19 protein-coding genes and 1 pseudogene are annotated in these 17561 nt (G+C 51.6%); 7 read left to right on the plus strand and 13 right to left on the minus strand.

Features of this window, described 5'->3' with window-relative positions; all coding sequences use genetic code 11:
- Positions 1–236 precede the first annotated feature (236 nt).
- From HMPREF2854_RS07170 to HMPREF2854_RS07180, 3 genes are read right to left on the minus strand one after another with little or no spacing between them, the layout of a single operon-like run.
- The gene (locus HMPREF2854_RS07170) at positions 237–923 is read right to left on the minus strand and encodes an ABC transporter ATP-binding protein (protein ID WP_070620975.1); all 687 of its coding nucleotides are present in this window, start codon (positions 921–923) and stop codon (positions 237–239) included.
- Between the two features lie 11 nt (positions 924–934).
- The gene (locus HMPREF2854_RS07175) at positions 935–2155 is read right to left on the minus strand and encodes an ABC transporter permease (protein WP_034509276.1); all 1221 of its coding nucleotides are present in this window, start codon (positions 2153–2155) and stop codon (positions 935–937) included.
- A gap of 44 nt (positions 2156–2199) precedes the next feature.
- Complete coding sequence (locus HMPREF2854_RS07180; RefSeq protein WP_034509278.1) at positions 2200–2607, minus strand: DUF4418 family protein; 408 nt, start codon at positions 2605–2607, stop codon at positions 2200–2202.
- Positions 2608–3044: 437 nt separating this feature from the next.
- On the opposite strand from HMPREF2854_RS07180, the gene HMPREF2854_RS08580 reads away from it, so the two are divergent.
- The gene (locus HMPREF2854_RS08580; RefSeq protein WP_148130928.1) at positions 3045–3305 is read left to right on the plus strand and encodes a hypothetical protein; all 261 of its coding nucleotides are present in this window, start codon (positions 3045–3047) and stop codon (positions 3303–3305) included.
- On the opposite strand, the gene HMPREF2854_RS07185 is transcribed toward HMPREF2854_RS08580, so the two are convergent.
- The 8 genes from HMPREF2854_RS07185 to HMPREF2854_RS07220 form a co-directional block, all read right to left on the minus strand.
- Positions 3292–4278 (minus strand): FAD:protein FMN transferase, encoded by a 987-nt coding sequence (locus HMPREF2854_RS07185; protein ID WP_070620977.1) that lies wholly within the window; start codon positions 4276–4278, stop codon positions 3292–3294. The genes HMPREF2854_RS08580 and HMPREF2854_RS07185 overlap by 14 nt on opposite strands.
- A 48-nt stretch (positions 4279–4326) precedes the next feature.
- Positions 4327–4770, minus strand: coding sequence for an FMN-binding protein (locus tag HMPREF2854_RS07190; protein ID WP_016444853.1), 444 nt, complete (start codon positions 4768–4770; stop codon positions 4327–4329).
- Between the two features lie 60 nt (positions 4771–4830).
- Positions 4831–5544 carry an ABC transporter ATP-binding protein gene (locus HMPREF2854_RS07195; protein WP_016444852.1) on the minus strand — a complete coding sequence of 238 codons (714 nt, stop codon included), beginning with the start codon at positions 5542–5544 and terminating at the stop codon, positions 4831–4833.
- Positions 5544–6674, minus strand: coding sequence for an ABC transporter permease (locus HMPREF2854_RS07200; protein WP_016444851.1), 1131 nt, complete (start codon positions 6672–6674; stop codon positions 5544–5546). The genes HMPREF2854_RS07195 and HMPREF2854_RS07200 overlap by 1 nt, the downstream gene beginning before the upstream one ends.
- 2 nt (positions 6675–6676) lie before the next feature.
- Positions 6677–7951 carry an ABC transporter permease gene (locus tag HMPREF2854_RS07205; protein WP_016444850.1) on the minus strand — a complete coding sequence of 425 codons (1275 nt, stop codon included), beginning with the start codon at positions 7949–7951 and terminating at the stop codon, positions 6677–6679.
- Position 7952: 1 nt separating this feature from the next.
- The gene (locus HMPREF2854_RS07210; protein ID WP_034509282.1) at positions 7953–9215 is read right to left on the minus strand and encodes a DUF2318 domain-containing protein; all 1263 of its coding nucleotides are present in this window, start codon (positions 9213–9215) and stop codon (positions 7953–7955) included.
- 122 nt (positions 9216–9337) lie between these two features.
- The gene (locus tag HMPREF2854_RS07215; protein WP_186822309.1) at positions 9338–9991 is read right to left on the minus strand and encodes an iron transporter; all 654 of its coding nucleotides are present in this window, start codon (positions 9989–9991) and stop codon (positions 9338–9340) included.
- 72 nt (positions 9992–10063) lie between these two features.
- Complete coding sequence (locus tag HMPREF2854_RS07220) at positions 10064–11698, minus strand: FTR1 family iron permease (RefSeq protein WP_062614283.1); 1635 nt, start codon at positions 11696–11698, stop codon at positions 10064–10066.
- Between the two features lie 197 nt (positions 11699–11895).
- Here HMPREF2854_RS07220 and HMPREF2854_RS08920 point away from each other — a divergent pair.
- Positions 11896–12434 (plus strand): annotated as a pseudogene (locus HMPREF2854_RS08920) (DNA methyltransferase).
- A 450-nt stretch (positions 12435–12884) separates the two neighbouring features.
- Positions 12885–13013 carry a monooxygenase gene (locus tag HMPREF2854_RS08585; RefSeq protein WP_005293248.1) on the plus strand — a complete coding sequence of 43 codons (129 nt, stop codon included), beginning with the start codon at positions 12885–12887 and terminating at the stop codon, positions 13011–13013.
- Positions 13014–13056: 43 nt separating this feature from the next.
- Here HMPREF2854_RS08585 and HMPREF2854_RS07230 read toward each other — a convergent pair whose 3' ends face one another.
- Positions 13057–13446 carry a heavy metal-responsive transcriptional regulator gene (locus HMPREF2854_RS07230; protein WP_005290994.1) on the minus strand — a complete coding sequence of 130 codons (390 nt, stop codon included), beginning with the start codon at positions 13444–13446 and terminating at the stop codon, positions 13057–13059.
- Positions 13447–13544: 98 nt separating this feature from the next.
- Between HMPREF2854_RS07230 and merA the strand changes: the two genes are divergently transcribed.
- From merA to HMPREF2854_RS08785, 4 genes are all read left to right on the plus strand, one after another.
- Entirely contained in the window at positions 13545–14966 is a 1422-nt protein-coding gene (gene merA / locus HMPREF2854_RS07235) for a mercury(II) reductase (protein ID WP_070620981.1), read from the plus strand.
- Positions 14963–15313 (plus strand): hypothetical protein, encoded by a 351-nt coding sequence (locus tag HMPREF2854_RS07240; protein ID WP_005293255.1) that lies wholly within the window; start codon positions 14963–14965, stop codon positions 15311–15313. The genes merA and HMPREF2854_RS07240 overlap by 4 nt, the downstream gene beginning before the upstream one ends.
- A gap of 192 nt (positions 15314–15505) precedes the next feature.
- Positions 15506–15775, plus strand: coding sequence for a hypothetical protein (locus HMPREF2854_RS07245; RefSeq protein WP_005293257.1), 270 nt, complete (start codon positions 15506–15508; stop codon positions 15773–15775).
- A 371-nt stretch (positions 15776–16146) separates the two neighbouring features.
- Positions 16147–16470 (plus strand): type IIL restriction-modification enzyme MmeI, encoded by a 324-nt coding sequence (locus HMPREF2854_RS08785; RefSeq protein ID WP_049189366.1) that lies wholly within the window; start codon positions 16147–16149, stop codon positions 16468–16470.
- 219 nt (positions 16471–16689) lie between these two features.
- On the opposite strand, the gene erm is transcribed toward HMPREF2854_RS08785, so the two are convergent.
- Positions 16690–17544 (minus strand): 23S ribosomal RNA methyltransferase Erm, encoded by an 855-nt coding sequence (gene erm / locus HMPREF2854_RS07255; protein WP_070429178.1) that lies wholly within the window; start codon positions 17542–17544, stop codon positions 16690–16692.
- Between the last annotated feature and the right edge of the window lie 17 nt (positions 17545–17561).

A 17561-nucleotide genomic window follows, 5' to 3' on the forward strand; every position in this document is an offset into this window, starting at 1 on the left:
TTATCGAAATCCGCACCCTATAGCGCTAGCCAGCACCCTAAATAAAATTCAACGCGAAATAACGTTAGATATAGATGCTGATGAAAATGCCGTAATAACCCAAGTTATCAAGGGATGCGAAAACAAAACTCCACTTATATTCACCGACACCGAAGGCAAGGTGCAATTATTCCAGTCGAAAGTGTCGGATACGTGCAGTGCAATTCAGGGAACACTAGACGCGTCGGATTTGGATTCTATTTCAGCACGCCTTTGGTTATCGTGTATATCTGATCGGCAAAGCTAGATGTGTCCGAATCGTGTGTAACCACTATCACCGCGGCACCGTCATCAGTAGCTGATCGCAACAAATTCATTACCAATCCGGTAGACTCCTCATCTAGATCTCCCGTGGGCTCGTCTGCTATGACCACCTCAGGTATGTTTATCAATGTGCGCGCAATTATTACACGGCGCGTCTCACCCCCAGATAGTTCCCGCGGGTAAACCTCGCTTAGGCCCTCAATTTGCAAAGCTTTCATTAGTGATTCAGCCCGCGCATTGACGTCGTAAGGTTTTTCTATACCCCGTTCTTTAGCGATCAACGCCGGTAACAAAATATTTTCACGAACGTTAAGACTAGCGATAAGAGTTTCCTGTTGCGTAGCATATCCAATTCTGCTGCCACGCAAAGTCGAAAGCTCAGAATCATCCAAGTCGCCTAAAAGCTGGCCGCATATGCGAACCTGCCCTCTAGTTGGTTGCAACAATCCAGCAAGCATATTAAGCAAGGTGCTCTTCCCGTTGCCGGATCTGCCCTGAATCATTACCATCTGCCCGCTACTAACCTGTAAATTTGCCTCTTCCACAGCGTTAAAATAGCTTCCACGCCGGTAAAACTCGCGGGTTAATCCACTGGCTTGCACAACGACAGAATTCGCCATTTTCCCTCCCTTTACCTTGCCGCACGCAAAGTCAAATAAGTCTCATTTTTCAAGGTTTTACCAGCAGCTATTATCGCTGCGAGTATAGAAATGAGGAGGGCTCCGATTACACAGCAAGCAACTATTACAGACGCTGTTGCAAAACTTATATCAACATAGGGAAGCTCCAACTTGGCACGTATAAGATTGGCAAAGGGATACATTATTACCTCCCCTAATACGCCACCAATCAATCCACCACCCAAGCCGATGAAAAAGCACTCTTTCCCTAGCATAAACATGAGGTTCTTACGAGTCGCTCCCATTATTCGTAATGATGCCAATTCCTTTTTACGTTCACCTACGGATGTGGCCACAACTGCTACCAAAACTATCAGGCCAACCAACCAAAACATTGCAACTATCAACCAAATGTAACCGATTATAGTTATTGCATTAGCCTTTACCTGCGATGCCATTCCCGCAGAGGAAACTACACCCACATGTTGCATTTTATTGGCCAAAGCATCCCCTACGGCTTCTGCCGGATAGTTCGGATCAACTTTTACCAAGATAGACGAAATTGCTCTACCGTTTGGAGGGTTGTGAATATACTCCACTTGCGAAGAATATTTAAACATTTTCTCCACTGTGTTTTGATTTACGAACACAACGGTGTCATACGAAGTTCCTGTGCGCGCTAACTTAGCAGCAACATGCCAAAACTCATTAAAAAGACGCACCTGCCCATTTGGGTCAGCAAACACGTCAGCGCCTACTATAACTTCGTCATCTTTAAGCTCACCAGCATACTCACTGGCTATCCACGGTTGCACTACAAAGTCGGTTTTTGGGTTGAATCCAATGATCTGTACATCCACCGCGCAACAGCCAGCATCAAGTGAGGTCAAGTAGGTTTCAGGGGTTGCAGCTTTAACTCCCTCTACCTTACGTACCTCTTCCAATATAGAGTCATCGTTAAAATAAAATTTTTCTTTGGACTTACCAAGTAGAAAGCTTTCGGCTGCCTGCTGGTGTTCGTTTGGAAACACAATCAGATCAGCCCCCATGCGTTCCTCCATAGCAGAAAACCCTCGGCTAAGAGCTAATGACATGAAGGTACCGGAGAAAAAAATAACACTTAAAACAATTACTGTGATTGAAAGACCTAACGTGCGTCCCGAGTAATATTTAAGATTTTCCTGTGGAAGCTTTCGTAGCCCGACACCTACCGACGAACTTTTTCCTGCCATGGAACAACCCTTCTTGAGTGCCTATTTACAGTGTTTACGCACTTTTATTTCGCGATCTTTTCACTACGGCAGTCAAACCATATAGCCACAAGCGCACACAGCAACGCCAAAACGCTCACTATTACGAGAGTTGGCAACATTACCTGCCTGCAATGCATGGTTGGCATATCACATACGCCTATGAGCAACGTAACCACTAATATTTCCAATACCGCAGTGGCTGCTACTGAGATATTTAGGCCAATGCGTGTTGGAGCCTTTACTAAGAAGTTAATAAGACCCAGTACGGCTATCATGGCGCCAATACCGAGCGAGGCTTTAGCGCTCCAGTGACAAGCCATCATCGGATGGTCACCATGAATTGGACAAGGCTGAGCGATTGTCATAGGCGCTATCGCTATCATCGTTCCAAAAAGAACTGCTGGGATTCCAGCGATATATTTGTTTTTCATGTGTCTCTTACTTCTACTTCAGTGTCGATTAGAAACGCATTGTGCGAGTCTAAGGCTTCACCCGTCGCGAGCCAAGGCTATAATAACCTGTTAGGTAAGCCTTACCAATGTCTTTACGGTGTTTGGTGCGAATCTAAATGCTCATAAAAATAGCTTTCCCCTGCAAATAAACACATCACACACCAGCTCGCCCCCAGCAAGCAACGCTTTTCACTTCACACACGATACTGTAAAGACCACTTAACCATTTGAGGATTAAAATCCCATGCTGGTTAATTACCTCGCGCTTTGCTCACCAGCACTGCTCGTATTGTAGGATGATTTTAGGGATGCCTGGTCGTCAAGTTTATGCAAAAGGGTTTTCACGATCGGCTTGCGGGTGCTTTTTATCTGACGCACCCTGGAGTGTCCTAGGTTTTTAGGTCCAGGTGACTTGAGTGTGGTCCATTGATACCCCGCCACTAGGTGGGGAGAATGGAGCAATGGTGAAAAAGTTCAGTAAACACGCGCCCGAACAAATTGTTCGCAAGCTCGACAAAGCGCGAGAGTTGAGGGAATCAGGATCGACGACAGCTCAGACTTCAATCTTCTTGTGCGGTGCAAATTCGGAATACGCCAGCCTATCTAATACCGCTGTATTTAACAGTGTTTTAAATCAGCATTACACCCAAAACCAAAAGCTTTTTATTGAGTCCTAACTCGCTGTGCTTCCAGCCACTGCTGCACTCCCGGATGAGCAGTAATCTGCAAATTAGGACTAGCTAGCACCCGACCATCTGCCGTGAAAAAAACCGTGTCTATGTGCTGTTGAGTCGCATCCAAATCCATAGCTCTTTCCAAACCCAACACTAAGAACGCGGTTGCCCAAGCCTCACACTCCATACCATCAGCCGTACAAACTAAAACGGCAACAAGGTCCGTAAATGCCGGTTTTCCAGTACTTGGATCTAAAACATGGCTAACGCGCTTACCCGAACCTATTCGCGTAGCTGTATCAGCACTAACAGAAAGCGCCGGATGAGTAAGCAACAAGTGCCCAAACTCTTCTAATCCCTCCCAAGGGCTTTGCAGGCCAACGCATACTGGGTCACCCGCAATCGAAATAGAGGAGGAACCAAATGACACCACCACGTTTTCCCCCCCCTTAGAAACTACCAAATCACGCACCTGATCTGCCGCATACCCCTTGGCGATACCTCCAAAATCAATTATGGAATCACTAAGCTCAAATTCTCTATTCGCCCTTTCAGCCACCAATTTTTTCCAAACATGCATTTGACGGCCCAAAAACGGGTAAAATGCGCCTTGAGTCAAATTCGCGAATTTTACGGATGCTTCCATGACTCGTGCCAGATCGGAAGAAAACCGATTTGCTTGCAATATATCTTCCAATCGGAAAAGTAATTCAGCTCCAGCATCATGATTTTCCAAACCAACTTCCGCGCTCTCTGCCAAGCTGTAAACGTTGGAAGAATGAAAGAGGGAGCTTCTGAATTTTTTCAAAATATCTTCCGAACCAGCATTTAAAATACGGCTAAGTGCGACCACCTGCGAAGTTTGCTTAAATATGCTAAGCCTATTTTCTAGTTCCCTAACTCGTTGACGAATAAGACGCTGAATTTCTTCAACATTCCCCGCCGGTTCCCAAGTGGCGCACACCAACGTACCCATAGCGGGAAAGCTACATGAACCATGCCCGATCACTCAGATTACCGGGTCTTACTTTTCGGCGCCAGCGTTAAGCACGGCGTCTTCAACCGCCTGCATGAATAATCTGTGTGAAAGAGATCCACCAGCGATGCGCTCAACCTGATTTTGATCCGACGTCTCCTGGAACTTTTGCACATAGCTATTTTCGTGCTTTATCGCGTCTTGCGCTCTTTGATAAAAAATCGGATCATGTGCTTTGCCATCGGTTCCCAAACCATAATCTTCATCATGGGGCGTACCATCAGCATCCTTTACTAAAAAGTTTGCCTTAGTGACTTTTCCTCCACTAATTGTGAAATTCACTGTGCCGTAAGAACCATCAGCTTCTTTTTGTGAAACTCCTTCATATTCCCCATCTGGCAAAGTGTTTGCAGCCGGCACATCGGCCGAGCATCCGCCAAGTACTGCAACTCCCACAATCGCTGCTATAGCTAACAATCGGGAACTTCCCATAAGGCCCTCCAAGTTTTCTAACTTTTAAATATTTGGCATTTTGTGATTATTCGGCTCCTGTTAATAAGTTTCACCGAAACGTAATTCTTTTATAGGAGAATCGGCCAGATCGGTAACCTCTTGGGCAATTCGCCCGTGCTCTAAAATTATTTGTCGCTGCCCTTGTGCAGCCACTTCGGCATCATGCGTTACCACTACCAAAGTTGTTCCCTCTTCATGCAGGCGATGAAAGAAATCTATAACTATTTTTTCATTAGTCTCATCTAAATTTCCGGTGGGTTCATCAGCGAGTATCACGGCCGGACGATTTATCAAAGCTCTGGCCACACAAACACGCTGTTGCTCCCCTCCAGAAAGTTCATGAGGTAGATGCGTAGCTCTGTCTTTCATCCCCACCTGTTCCAGTGCTTCAAGCGCTTCCTGCTCATCAGGAACCGAATGATAGTACTGCGCCAACATCACGTTTTCCACAGCGGTTAGGTGTTTAACAAGATGGAACTGTTGGAACACTAGGCCGATTTTATGACGGCGCACATCTGCCAGCTCCACCTCGCCCATTTTATCTAGGCGGTCGCCTTCTAAAAGAACCTCACCCGAAGTGGGGGAATCCAAACAACCCAAAATATTCATCAGGGTCGATTTCCCCGAACCAGATGGGCCCACTATGGAAAGCCATTGACCACGCGGAATTTCCAAGCTCACGTTGTCGAGTGCCGCAAGATCGCCGTAGTGCCGACTAGCCGAGCGTACTGAATATATAGAATCTGCGGGCATTATTCTCCCCCTAGAACTTGTGAAGGATCTATTTTGGTGATTCTGCGTGCTGGCATCAAACAGCCCAGCATCGCTATGACTATTGAAAATATGAGTGTTATTGGCACGACCCACCAATTTATATTCAGGTTTATGGCAAACACACGGCGTGATATTTCCGCTGCGATCCACACCCCTGTAGCTGCACCTAACGTCCCCCCGAATACTCCCAGCATAAGCGATTCTCCTACGAATTCGCGCATAACATCACCGGGCAGTGCACCAAGAGCCTTCTTCAATCCGATTTCCTTGGAGCGTTCCGAAATTATCGAATTAAGAGTTGTGGAAACCGCTATCAAGGTGAGCAGCGATATTATTGCCGAAACTATCCAAATTAAGGTACGCAAAGTGGTGGCGATTCCGGTTTCCGCCTCTGAAATACGGCGCACTACTTGAGCGTCAGCATTTTTTACTTTAGTGTTTATTTGTTTGGCGTATTGCGCAATTACTTTAGAGTCTGCATCTATTGAGTACTCGATGATGTCATAACCACGATCTCCTAAAAATTCACTTAGTGTTTTAGTGCTCATTACTATCTGCTCGTCTTCCGGCCCTCCGGTGTGAATAATTCCAGAAACCTTCATCTGTTTAGAGACCGCATTTTCAGACGTGGGTTGCATCAGACCAACCTCATCCCCAATTGAGAAACGATAACGCGTAGCCACATCTGCGCCCACCAAGAATTCATCATCATTAGCAGGCATTTTCCCATCTAAGTTCCAATATGGGCGGACACCTTGCACAGCGTCCAAATCCGTTGCCATTACCTGCAATGGCTGCTGATTGTATAGTAGGTTTCCATACTGGTATCCGGCGCGTTTAAGTACGCTGTTGCCAACTATGGAATCAGTTTCCTGCAATGTGCCATCCGTAAGGTTTTCTGAAGAATCAGGCAATATAACCATATTGGCACCAAACGCACGCAACTCCTTACTCATTTGGGCCGGAACAGTGAAGGCCACCAAACCCAATGCGGCCAAAGTTGTACCCCCCACCGCTATTGACAGGGAGGCAATGAAAACACGGGTAATCCGATTTAAAAACGCCTTCCAGATCATGCGCAAATACATCGCAGTATGCTTATTCTTCACGGTTACCTCCCGTGCAACACTTGGGCCGGCTGCACACGTACCAGTGAACGGATGGCAGGCAAAGATCCCAAAAGTACGGTTACAAACACAATTAACGCCATTAGAGGGGCCACAATTGGCCGCATAGCTATAGCGGATCCAAAAACAATGTGTCCGATTAGTTGAGCCAATCCGAAACCTAAAGCAAATCCAACAACTCCGCCAAACAACCCAACGATAAGAACCTCTGCCAACATGAGTCGAATAATTTCTCGGTTTCGTGCACCTATAGCCTTCATTAAACCAATTTCACGTGAACGCTCCATAACCGAAGCGAACACCAAATTCGCAATCCCTAAAGACGATCCAATCACTGCAAATAGGGCAACAAAAGCCATGATAAGCTCAGTTTTATTAAGGATCTCCCCCTCAGTATCTGCAACTTGACGTACGGGCTTAGCCACTGCGTTGGTCATAACTTCCTCTATCTGATAGGCAATAGAGGAAACATAGGCCGTGCAATACCATGTTTCCCACTCGTCCAAAGTGAGCAATGTAGGATCTTCAGCAGCTTTACGAGACAGATCATTATCCGGCGTAGTAATTGCGCGTACCTCTACCCGATCAACCTCATTATCCCGCCCGGTAAGCTGTTGAACCAGATCAAGATCTGCATATATTTGCGAATCTTCTGCATCTCCGCCCGTAAAAATTCCGGAAATAACCACATCGACAACATCACCGTTTTTATCACGAATTTGTAAAGTATCGTCAACTTTCCAATCATTCTTTGTGGCAATACGGGAACCCACTATTACCTCTTTAGGCGTCTTTCCCCAAGTTCCCTCCCATTTCCACCATTCCCGCATGCCGTCCATACCCGTCATAACCTTTTCTCCGGTTGGAATGGCGAGTTCTTTATCAAACCAGGTACCCCGCACCTGCTCTTCTTTACCGTCTACTTCAAGCTTTGTTTCCAAATAGGGAGTGAAGTTTTCAATATTGTACGTCCAAAATATGGTTTTCATATTCGGTAATTCATCTTCCCGCAGCGCGCCGCCGCCCTGCTCGGAAGAGTCAATATTGTACAAATCCGCGGCCATTGCCCTACCTTGGGGAAGAACCTGCAAATTAGAACCATAAGAGCTGAGTTCTTCTTGCACTTTATCTCCAACATCAAACATCACCGCCAGCATCGATGTTGTAAGGGAAGCACCCAACATTACTGTCACAGCTATCATCAGGCGTTTAACTGCCTGCCTACGCAACGCGCGGGCTATCATAATCCAGAAAAACATATCAGCTAAACACCTTCTCGTGGCTTTCTAACTCTTCAGCGAAAAACTTTAAGCGAGTATCTTCCACCTCATATTTGATTGGGATCGGGTTGCAACCGCCGGGGAATCCAATGGTTTGCACGTTCATCATCACGTCACACTTAGAACAAATTATTTTTCCCTTATCTTCGTAATATCCCGAATCTCCGCAAATTTCACAGGCATCTAAACCTACGCCAAAAGCGACCTCATTTTTACGCACCACCAAAAATCTAACTTCCACTCCGTTTGCTGTTTTGTACCCAAAACGATGTAGGTGACCATCAGAAACCAGCAGACGATCCACGTATACAAAATCGCCTTCCAAGGTCGTGGCTTCCAAATCTGTTAGTTCAGGAACATACTCTGAGCGTCTCTTTCCATCCGTCAACGACCAGGCAAACGCAATTGCAAGGACCGAAGATAAACCAAAAAATTGACGGCGGCTTATGGTGTCTGCTTTTTGTAAACGGCGCTCTGCAGGATTATGTGGAGGTTTTTTAACCTGCGTCCACAGCGCTATAAAACCGGGGAAAGCAATTAGAAACACTAGTATCAGCTGAGTCATCGCCTCATTGCGTTGAATCCACAAAACTATGTCAAATAGGCCGGGGAAAGACGGCACTATCCGCCTCGTAGCGAACTGTTGATACAGCAAAATCATGCGGGGCAGTATCATCGCCATGAAAACTACCGAAGTGACTAGGGTGCGCACCCACCAAGGAACTTTTTTCGCACATTGGACATATCCCCAACAGGCAACCACCGCCAAAATTGTTCCTAAAGAAAACCCGGCCAAACGTAAAAGGGAGGCGGTTTCAAAAACTGATCCACCCGTGTGCACAATCGAATCGGTGGAATAAAAATATGGAACCGCATAGTAAAGAGCAGAGGTACATATAGCCAATATCGCGGTTACGGTCAGCCCCCGGTGGCGCATTCCCTGGTTTATATCATGCAAATCCCTATCGCCAAACAACCAAAGCATTACCAAAAACGCGAACATGGTAATAAACAGCGCGATTCCCGCCCAGGCGGTAAAAACAGGAATATCAACGTGCGGGGTGTTCAACCGCAACCATGTGAAAACACCCGCGCCCAAAAGGCCAATAGCGGTTGAAGCAAAAGTTAGTTTGGCAACCGTTTGTCGCTCCATAGGTGCATGAGCTCGGCTGGCTACCAAAATACTCACCGCTAGACACAAAGGAAGCGCCGTTTGAATTGAAACAATGAACAATTCCAACATGTAAATCCCTGCAAAAAGTTAAAAATAGCTACTAGATTATTTAGTTAAAATAACCGATCATGAAACTGTACATAAGTGTGAGAGCTCGGCGGCAATGCCCCGAGCTCTCACACGCGGTTAGCTTAAAGCAGCTGGCCGTCCCACTTCCAGTTTTCGAAAGTGAACTTCAGTGGCTCGGTCCAGAAACGCCCGTCAACAGCGGAGGTATCTTTTCCAGTGTGCAGCATGAACTTGTCAGCAGGTGAAGGAATCTCAACTTCAACACGGTACTCGCCCGGTTCCAGCTTGATGTTATTTCCGTAGTGCGGGCCGTCAGAAGCCACCATGGGCATCATCGTCCCTAAATCCTTGACCAAGCCACCCGTGGCCTGATCATAAATTTTCACGTTTATCTCCAAGTAAGGCATGAACTGATCGGCTTCATAACCGATTTCAGCAGCCTTCTCATTGGTAGCAACGTCAACTTCGAAGTGCATGTCAGATTCGGAAGCCGGCGGTACTAGCACCGAGCCTTGCTCCATGTCGATTGCCTGGAAGTAAACCAAATCAACAGTTAACGGACCACTGGTCTGCGGGCCTGAATCGCCAACCGGAATTTCGTTAATTCCTACTGCCTGCCCTTTTTCAGCAGAGCTCGTCTTTTCGTCGGCGGTAGTCTGCACAGAAGTACCCTTTTCATCCTTGGGCTTGTCACCAGAATCATTCGAGCAACCAGCAAGACTCAAGGTAAGCGCGAATGCCGCTCCAAGAGCAACCATTGCTTTCTTGATCTTCATTTATTTTTCCTTTCGTGTTTCGGGATTTCCCGGCCAAAATTGGAGATGTTAGAACTGATGTAACGTTACTGACTAAACAGAAGTTGTATCTTTCACCGATCTTTGTTCGTTATTTGCTGCGCTAGCACAGCTCTCCCGTTTTGTGTTTTTGCTGATGCGATATTGCACAACAGCCAAAATTATGAGAATTACAACCACAATTGCCTGTGCCACCAAAGTCTGAACCGTTGGGTAAAGACCAAGCACAGCTATTTCCGGTACGCCCGGAACATCAGTTGTATGCAGCCAAGTTGCATCCTGGAACTCTTTAGCAGCGCCACCCGCAATGGTAACTGCCAACATGCCCAACAGAACCGAAGTCCACCGGAAGAACTTCCTGATTGGTAGACGAACTCCAAATACCCACACCAGTAGGAATAGGATTATCAAAATGACTAGTGCAACTCCCACCCCAAGCCAAATGAATGCGTAATCCGAACCGGAACGCGCCGCGGTGAGTATAGGAGAGAAGAACAATATGGTTTCCGCGCCCTCACGCAATACCGCCAGGAACGCAACCAAGGCTAGTCCGAATACGCCACCCGACTGAGTCTTAGATCCGGCAACAGATTGCATGTACTCATTCCATTTGGCCCCATGAGACTTGGAGAAGATCCAGTTGGAAACGTATATGAGCATCAGCACCGCAGCAATACCGGTAAAGCCCTCGATCAACTCTTGTGCCAACCCTGAAACGTTTGATGTGAGGCGAGCCAGCACTATAGCGATCATTACCGACAAAACGATGGCTGCGACCACGCCGACTATGATTCCAGCTACCTGATCCTTACGCTTTGCCTTCATAGCATAGGTAATAACAGCAGCCACAACCAGGAGGGCTTCAGCACCCTCACGCAGCAGAATTAGGAACGAGGCAAAGAATCCCTTCCACCCAAGTCCCTCATTGGAACCAGCCAGCTTGTCCAGCTCAGTGGCGTCCTCATTCACCATTGACTTTAAGTTTTCAGCTATCTTGACAACTTCATCGTGTGCCAATCCGCCACGAATTCCCTGACGCAGATCTCGGAATCCGTTTTCAACTTCAGAAACTCGCCCCTGCCCTATGTAGGAGATTGTTGCCTTCTCTAGCCCCTCGGCTTCATAGTGTTGTAAGTAGGCAGCGGTAGCGTGCTTGTAGCCCTTATCCACATCACCCGCGCCGTACTCTTTAACAGAGGTGTCAATATTTTCCACGATTGCTTGGGCTACCCTAGTCCACTGATCTGAAATAGTCTTAGTGGTGGCAAGTTCGGCAACGTCTTTATTTAGATGGTCAATGGCAGTTTTTACCGCTTGTTCGACCTCGTCTTGAGGTGCCCCCTCATTGGAAAGCGTGCGCACGTTTAGCAAAACTGCAACAAAGTCTTCTTGCCTATCCCGCCCGAGCCTGTGGCGAATTTGATCTTCAAGGCCGGAAACCTGGTAAATATCATAGTAAGCTTTTCTGATGGAGTGTTGAACTGCCTTAGAATCTCCCGAAGCATACTCGGCAGGAATACCCTCCAGGTACTCTTCCATTTTTGTTACTACCGGCTGCCAATCCTCTTCTTCTTGTGCATTCGCCGTAAGAGACGAAGAAAGAGCGAAGAACACTCCCACAAAGAGGAAAATCGCTAAAATCTTCGATATTCGCGCGCCCGATGCACTGCTAGGCGAAAACGCCATCATTCGCCCTCCAGCTTTTGTTAGCCTAACCTAATAACCAGTATGAGCATACGCGCTACCACTTTAATTGCGCAAGGCCGGCATGTTGAAAATAGGATCTTTGAGAACAAGTTCTCAAGGGATACTCCAAATGAACCGCGAGTTCAAGAAGCAGTTCGGCATCTCCATCCCCCCTCATCCCCTTGAAAGAAACAGGTTAGATCCACGCTGGTAACGCCACGCGCCTAGACTGGGACGAGGCCTGCCCGAACAACGGCGAAGACGAGATCTACCTGATCGGCAACCCACCATATGTGGGATCGAGCATGCAGACCACAGAGCAGAAGGCGGATTACCCTGTGGTTTTCGGTAGCTCCAAGTACCCGAAGAAGCTCGACTACATTTCTCTCTGGTTTATCAAGGGCGCCGCTACATCTCCGGCACCCGTGCCGAGCTGGCCTTTGTTTCTACCAACTCCATTACCCAGGGCGAACACGTCGGTCTTCTGTCCCCCCTGCTTCACGAACAAGACGTAGAGATCGGGTACGCCTATACCTCATTTAAATGGGGGAATAATGCCAAGTTCAACGCCGGCGTCACGGTTGTGGTTGTAAGCCTGCGTCCCATCTCAAATGCGCCCATATATTTCCATGAGGATATTCGCACAAACGTATCCCAAATAAATGGATACTTATTAGATGCACCGTGTGTATACGTTGGGCCTCGACCGCGCCCGTTGAGCTCAGAGCTACCAAAATAATAAAAGGCTCTCAGACTACGTATGGGGGGGGGAAAATCACCTACTCACGGTGCCGGAGAAAGAGCACCTTAACGGCATTTCATCGCTAGCCTCGTCTTGGATCCGTAATTATGTGGGATCGACGAGTTTATTAACGGTTCACAACGATACTGTCTTCGCGTTCCGGATGCAGACCTTGAGCGAGCGCAGGACGCAAAAGGCGGCTTCGGAAACCCGAAGCCGCCCTAGGCGAAAAACCGGATTGAGTCCTAAACGTTGAACTTGAACTCCACGGTATGTCGTTGCAAAGTTACCCCCTCTCGTTAACACCATCAAAAGGAGTGTTATCCAATGAAAGCGTTCGGCTTCTTAAGCTTCGGGCATTACGCCTTCGGCAGCTAGTGCGGGCCATCTGCGGAAAAGATCGCCAAGACTCGTCTGGAGATCACCCAGGCTGCGGACGAAATCGGCGTGAACAACGCGTCCTTCCGAGTCCACCACTTCGCGCTGCAGGCCTCCGCCCCGATGCCGCTGCTGTGTGCTATCGCGGCCACCACCAAAATCATCGAGGTGGGCACCGGCGGCATCGACATGCGCTAGCGCATATCGGGGTTGTAGCGTTTGAGTCATTGACTCCTGCCGTCTACAAGTACCTACACACTTGATCGGTGCTGCACGTTTCAGGATCCGGGTGCGCGGCGTCCTGGCTAAGGTCCGCGATAGTGTCGCGCAGCACGGAGAGTTGCGCGATCTGCTGCTCGATCTCAGCGAGGCGCACGTCAAGCAGGTCGCGCACGTGCTCGCAGGGCGCATGGCCGCCGTCGCGGATGTCGAGGATCTGGCGGATCTGGGCGAGAGTGAGACCCGCGGCCTGGCCGCGGTGGATGAAGTCGATCCGAGCGACCGTCTCGGGCGCGTAGTCGCGGTATCCGGACGGCGTGCGCTCGGTCGGGGGCAGAAGGCCCTGTTCCTCGTAGAAGCGAAGGGTCTTCGCGGTAGTGCCCGCCCTCTCGGCGAGTTCTCCGATCCACATTGCTGTCTCCCTCCGTGGTCGCGCTTGACCTTCCCCTGCACTGGAAGGTCCAGTATGGCTGAGACAGAGCAGAAAGCCAAGAGTTGACAGGAGTAGCGATGCCTACGAAGTACGATCTCGCCATCATCGGATCGGGAGGCGGCGCGTTCGCCGCTGCGATCCGCGCCAGCACGCTCGGGAAGTCGGTGGTGATGATCGAGCGCGGGACGCTCGGCGGCACCTGCGTGAACACGGGCTGCGTCCCGTCGAAGGCGCTCATTGCCGCGGCCGGCGCGCGGCACGTCGCGGTCGACGCCGCAACCCGGTTCCCCGGGATCGCGACGACGGCGGATCCCGTCGACATGCCCGCGCTGATCGCTGGGAAGCAAGCGTTGGTGGAGTCGCTGCGCGGCGAGAAATACGCCGACGTCGCCGACTCCTACGGCTGGCAGGTCCTCCGCGGCGACGCCTCGTTCGTGGGCACCCCTGATGCGCCGGTTCTCGATGTTGCCGGATCCGACGGAAGCGTCGAGACCATCGAGGCCCACCACTACCTGGTCGCGACTGGTTCTCGCCCGTGGGCACCGCCGATCGACGGCCTGAAGGAGACCGGATACCTGACCTCGACCACGGCGATGGAGCTGACGGAGGTCCCCGAGTCGCTGCTGGTGCTCGGCGGCGGCTACGTCGCCCTGGAGCAGGCGCAGCTGTTCGCCCGCCTCGGCTCGCAGGTCACGCTGCTCGTGCGGTCCCGGCTCGCCTCGAAGGAGGAGCCGGAGGTGTCGAAGGCGCTCCAGGAGGTGTTCGCCGACGGGGGCATCCGCGTCGTCAGCCGCGCAGTGCCCACCCGGGTCTCTCGCGGCACGGGAGGCGAGGCCGTCGTGACCGCCGCCTTGTCCGGCGGCTCGCAGGAGTTCCGCGCCGACCAGGTCCTGGTCGCCCTCGGACGCCGTCCCGTCACCGATGGCCTGAACCTCGATGCGGTCGGGGTGAATACCGGAGACTCCGGCGAGGTGGTCGTCTCCGACCGGCTGCAGTCCTCGAACCCGCGGGTCTGGGCCGCGGGCGACGTGACCGGGCACCCCGAGTTCGTCTACGTCGCCGCCCACCACGGCACCCTCGTCGCCGAGAACGCGTTCGCCGACGCCGACCGGTCCGTCGACTACGCCCGCCTGCCGCGGGTGACGTTCACCGGGCCCGCGATCGGCGCGGTCGGGATGACCGAGAAGGACGTCCTCGCCGCGGGGATCCGCTGCGACTGCCGCGTCCTGCCCCTGCACCACGTGCCCCGCGCCTTGGTCAACCGCGACACCCGCGGGTTCATCAAGATCGTCGTGAACGCCGAGACGAAAGAGATCCTCGGCCTGACCGCCGTCGCCAAGGACGCCGGGGAGCTCGCCGCCGCAGGCGTCCACGTGCTCGGCAGGACCGTCGCCGAGGTCGCCAACGCCTGGGCCCCCTACCTGACCATGGCCGAGGGCATCCGGATCGCCGCGAAGGCCTTCACCACCGACCCGTCACTGCTGTCGTGCTGCGCATGAACGGCAACGCAGGCAATCGGGGAGATCTCATCCTGAAGCAGACGATGAGCGCCGATCAGGACCGCGACGAATGGCGCGCCGGTCCCGTCGTCGCTGCAGTGACCGGGCTGCTCTTGCTGGCATGCTGCGCGCTTCCGTCGCTGCTCTGCTGCGGCCTGCCGTTCATCGCGGCGGGCGGAGCACTCGCAGGCGTCGGTGGGCTCCTCGGTAATCCCTGGATCATCGGTGCCGGGACCGCCGTCGTGATGGCCGTCATGGCGGGGATGCTCGTCAGGCTACGGCGGCGGCACCGGCGCCGCAGGTCCGGCTGCTGCGAAAATCCTTCGACCGCTGATCGGAACCGGTAGTTCGAGCGGATCCAGCGATCACTGCCACCTGCGGAGGCCGCTGAAATCGAAGCCCGACGGGAGAAGGAGGAGCAAAAAGCGTTCGAATCAACCGGTGACGAGGATAATACTGAGGCTGGATCCCGGCCGTCGCGACGCGGTCTCCGCTTCCGCCGAGACGAGAAAGGGTTGTGGGCACCTAGGCTGGGCGGCATGAACGACATGACCATAGCACCCGGCCCGGGGATCCCCGACGGTGCGGTCATCGCCGCCGATCTCGCGGAGCGTTTCGCGAAATCGTCGACTCCGGGCGGCCAGGGCGTCAACACGACGGACGGCAAAGTCCAGCTTTCCATCGATGTCGCGGAATGCGCATCGCTTACCGACGCCCAGCGTCACCGTATCTCGCGCAACCTCGAGCACCGCCTAGACGGCTCCGTCTTTACCGTGACTGCGTCGACTCAGCGGTCTGTGTTTCGCTAGTGGTCCTCTCGCCTGCACCTGCGACACAGCCTCGTGCCCCCGGGCCGTAGCGTTCGGGGGAGAACAATAGCCCCAGTCCTCATCACGTCCCGGGATCAAAGAGTTCATCGCAGAGGTTAAGCACTACACGTTGAACTTGAACTCGACGGAGTGTCGGCGATAAATAACCATTTTATTCGCAAGTGCGGAAGTAGCAACGAAATACCGCTAAAACGGACAACATGGGGGTGCACAGAAATACATATAGGTTCTGCGGAAAACCTATAGGGATCGTCGCTATAAACCGCTGTGCGTGGAAAACACAAAGGGTTTACGGACCCGGTCCCAGCCCCCTCAATACTCTGAGCCGGGAGAATGGAAAATGGAAGTCGATGTATCCCCACTATTCATTTTTCCGTTCTTCGGAGTACACCGGGAGCTACTCCTTCGGACCAGCTCCGTGTGAACTAGATGAGAAAGCGCAGCAGCGAATCATCGACGCTGGACAGTTGGTACTGCGGGCCCGCGAGCGGCACCCCGAGGGGTCACTCGCGGAGCACTACAACCCGTTAGCGATGGACCAAACTCTGCTCAAGGCTCACGACGAAATGGACCGAGAAGTAAATAAAGCTTTCGGTGTGGCACGCAAACTCACCAACGAGCGCCAGCGCCAGGAGCTACTGTTCGCCAGCTACGGGGAGTTGTCGAGGGGCTAATCTCCTCGCTTCCATCAAAATCGAAACCACCAGCAGGGTCGTTCCCCGTGCGGGTAATTTTGATCGGCCCCGCTGCTGGGTATAGAACCCTGTCGCCGGCAACGCCGGGAACTATGACTGTGCCCGACGAGAACACGTCACTGTCATAACCCGGCTCACGGTAGACCAGCACTGGTCGTCCACTACTACTGGTGGATTTCGGTTTGGGTGGCGGGGAGATTAACGCCGCCGGCCTCGTTTTTTGCGTTGAGGAGGGCGTTGACTACTTCCCGATTGTGAAATTGGCCGATGGTGCGATGGAGAGGAACCAGTCACCTGAAAGAGATCGATCCAGTCGCTGGTGCGCAATCTGGGGGGTAGGGTTGCGGGGTCGATTCCTCGCGAGCGCAACCATGATTGTGTATCTGAACGTGATGAAAACAACCCTGCCCTTCGGAGAATTTCCCCTATCCCGCGTCCCCGGGCGGTGAAAACGGTGTGCACCATAGCCTGAAAGGCTTTGCGTTGCTCTATCGGGATCTTCGGGTCACCCACCCGGCGGATCACTAAGATCCCCCCGTCAACGTTAGGCTGTGGACGGAAAGCAGACCTTGGTACTCGGGAACCAAGGTGAAACGTGAACCATGGGGACCACTGAGCCGTCATCATCGTGCTTGCGCCTACCCCGGCCCGGCGGCGAGCGACTTCCCACTGCATGAGGAGTACAGCGTCAGTCCATGCCGGCGCATGCAACAACTTTCGAAGAATGGCAGTGGTGAGGTGAAAGGGAATGTTTCCCACAATGACGCAGGGAGTGGCGGGTAACGGGAAGTTAAGGAAATCATCATGGACCACTTCGACCGACGCCGAGGCGGTCTTTTTTGTGAGTTTGGCAGCTAGTTTTGCGTCTACCTCAACTGCCGTTATTGCCCTCCCCAAGCGGGATATCGGGTGAGTGAGGGCACCGCTTCCCGGCCCGATCTCGATGATGGGGCCGGTGGTTTGTTTTACAAGATCGACGATGGTGTTGATGATCTTTTGGTCTGTGAGAAAATTTTGGCCATGTTCGTGACGGCCGTATCCGTATGTAGACATCAGGTGTGCTCCGTGGA

The organism is Actinomyces sp. HMSC075B09 (genome assembly GCF_001812395.1).
GTDB classification, from domain to species: Bacteria; Actinomycetota; Actinomycetes; order Actinomycetales; family Actinomycetaceae; genus Gleimia; species Gleimia europaea.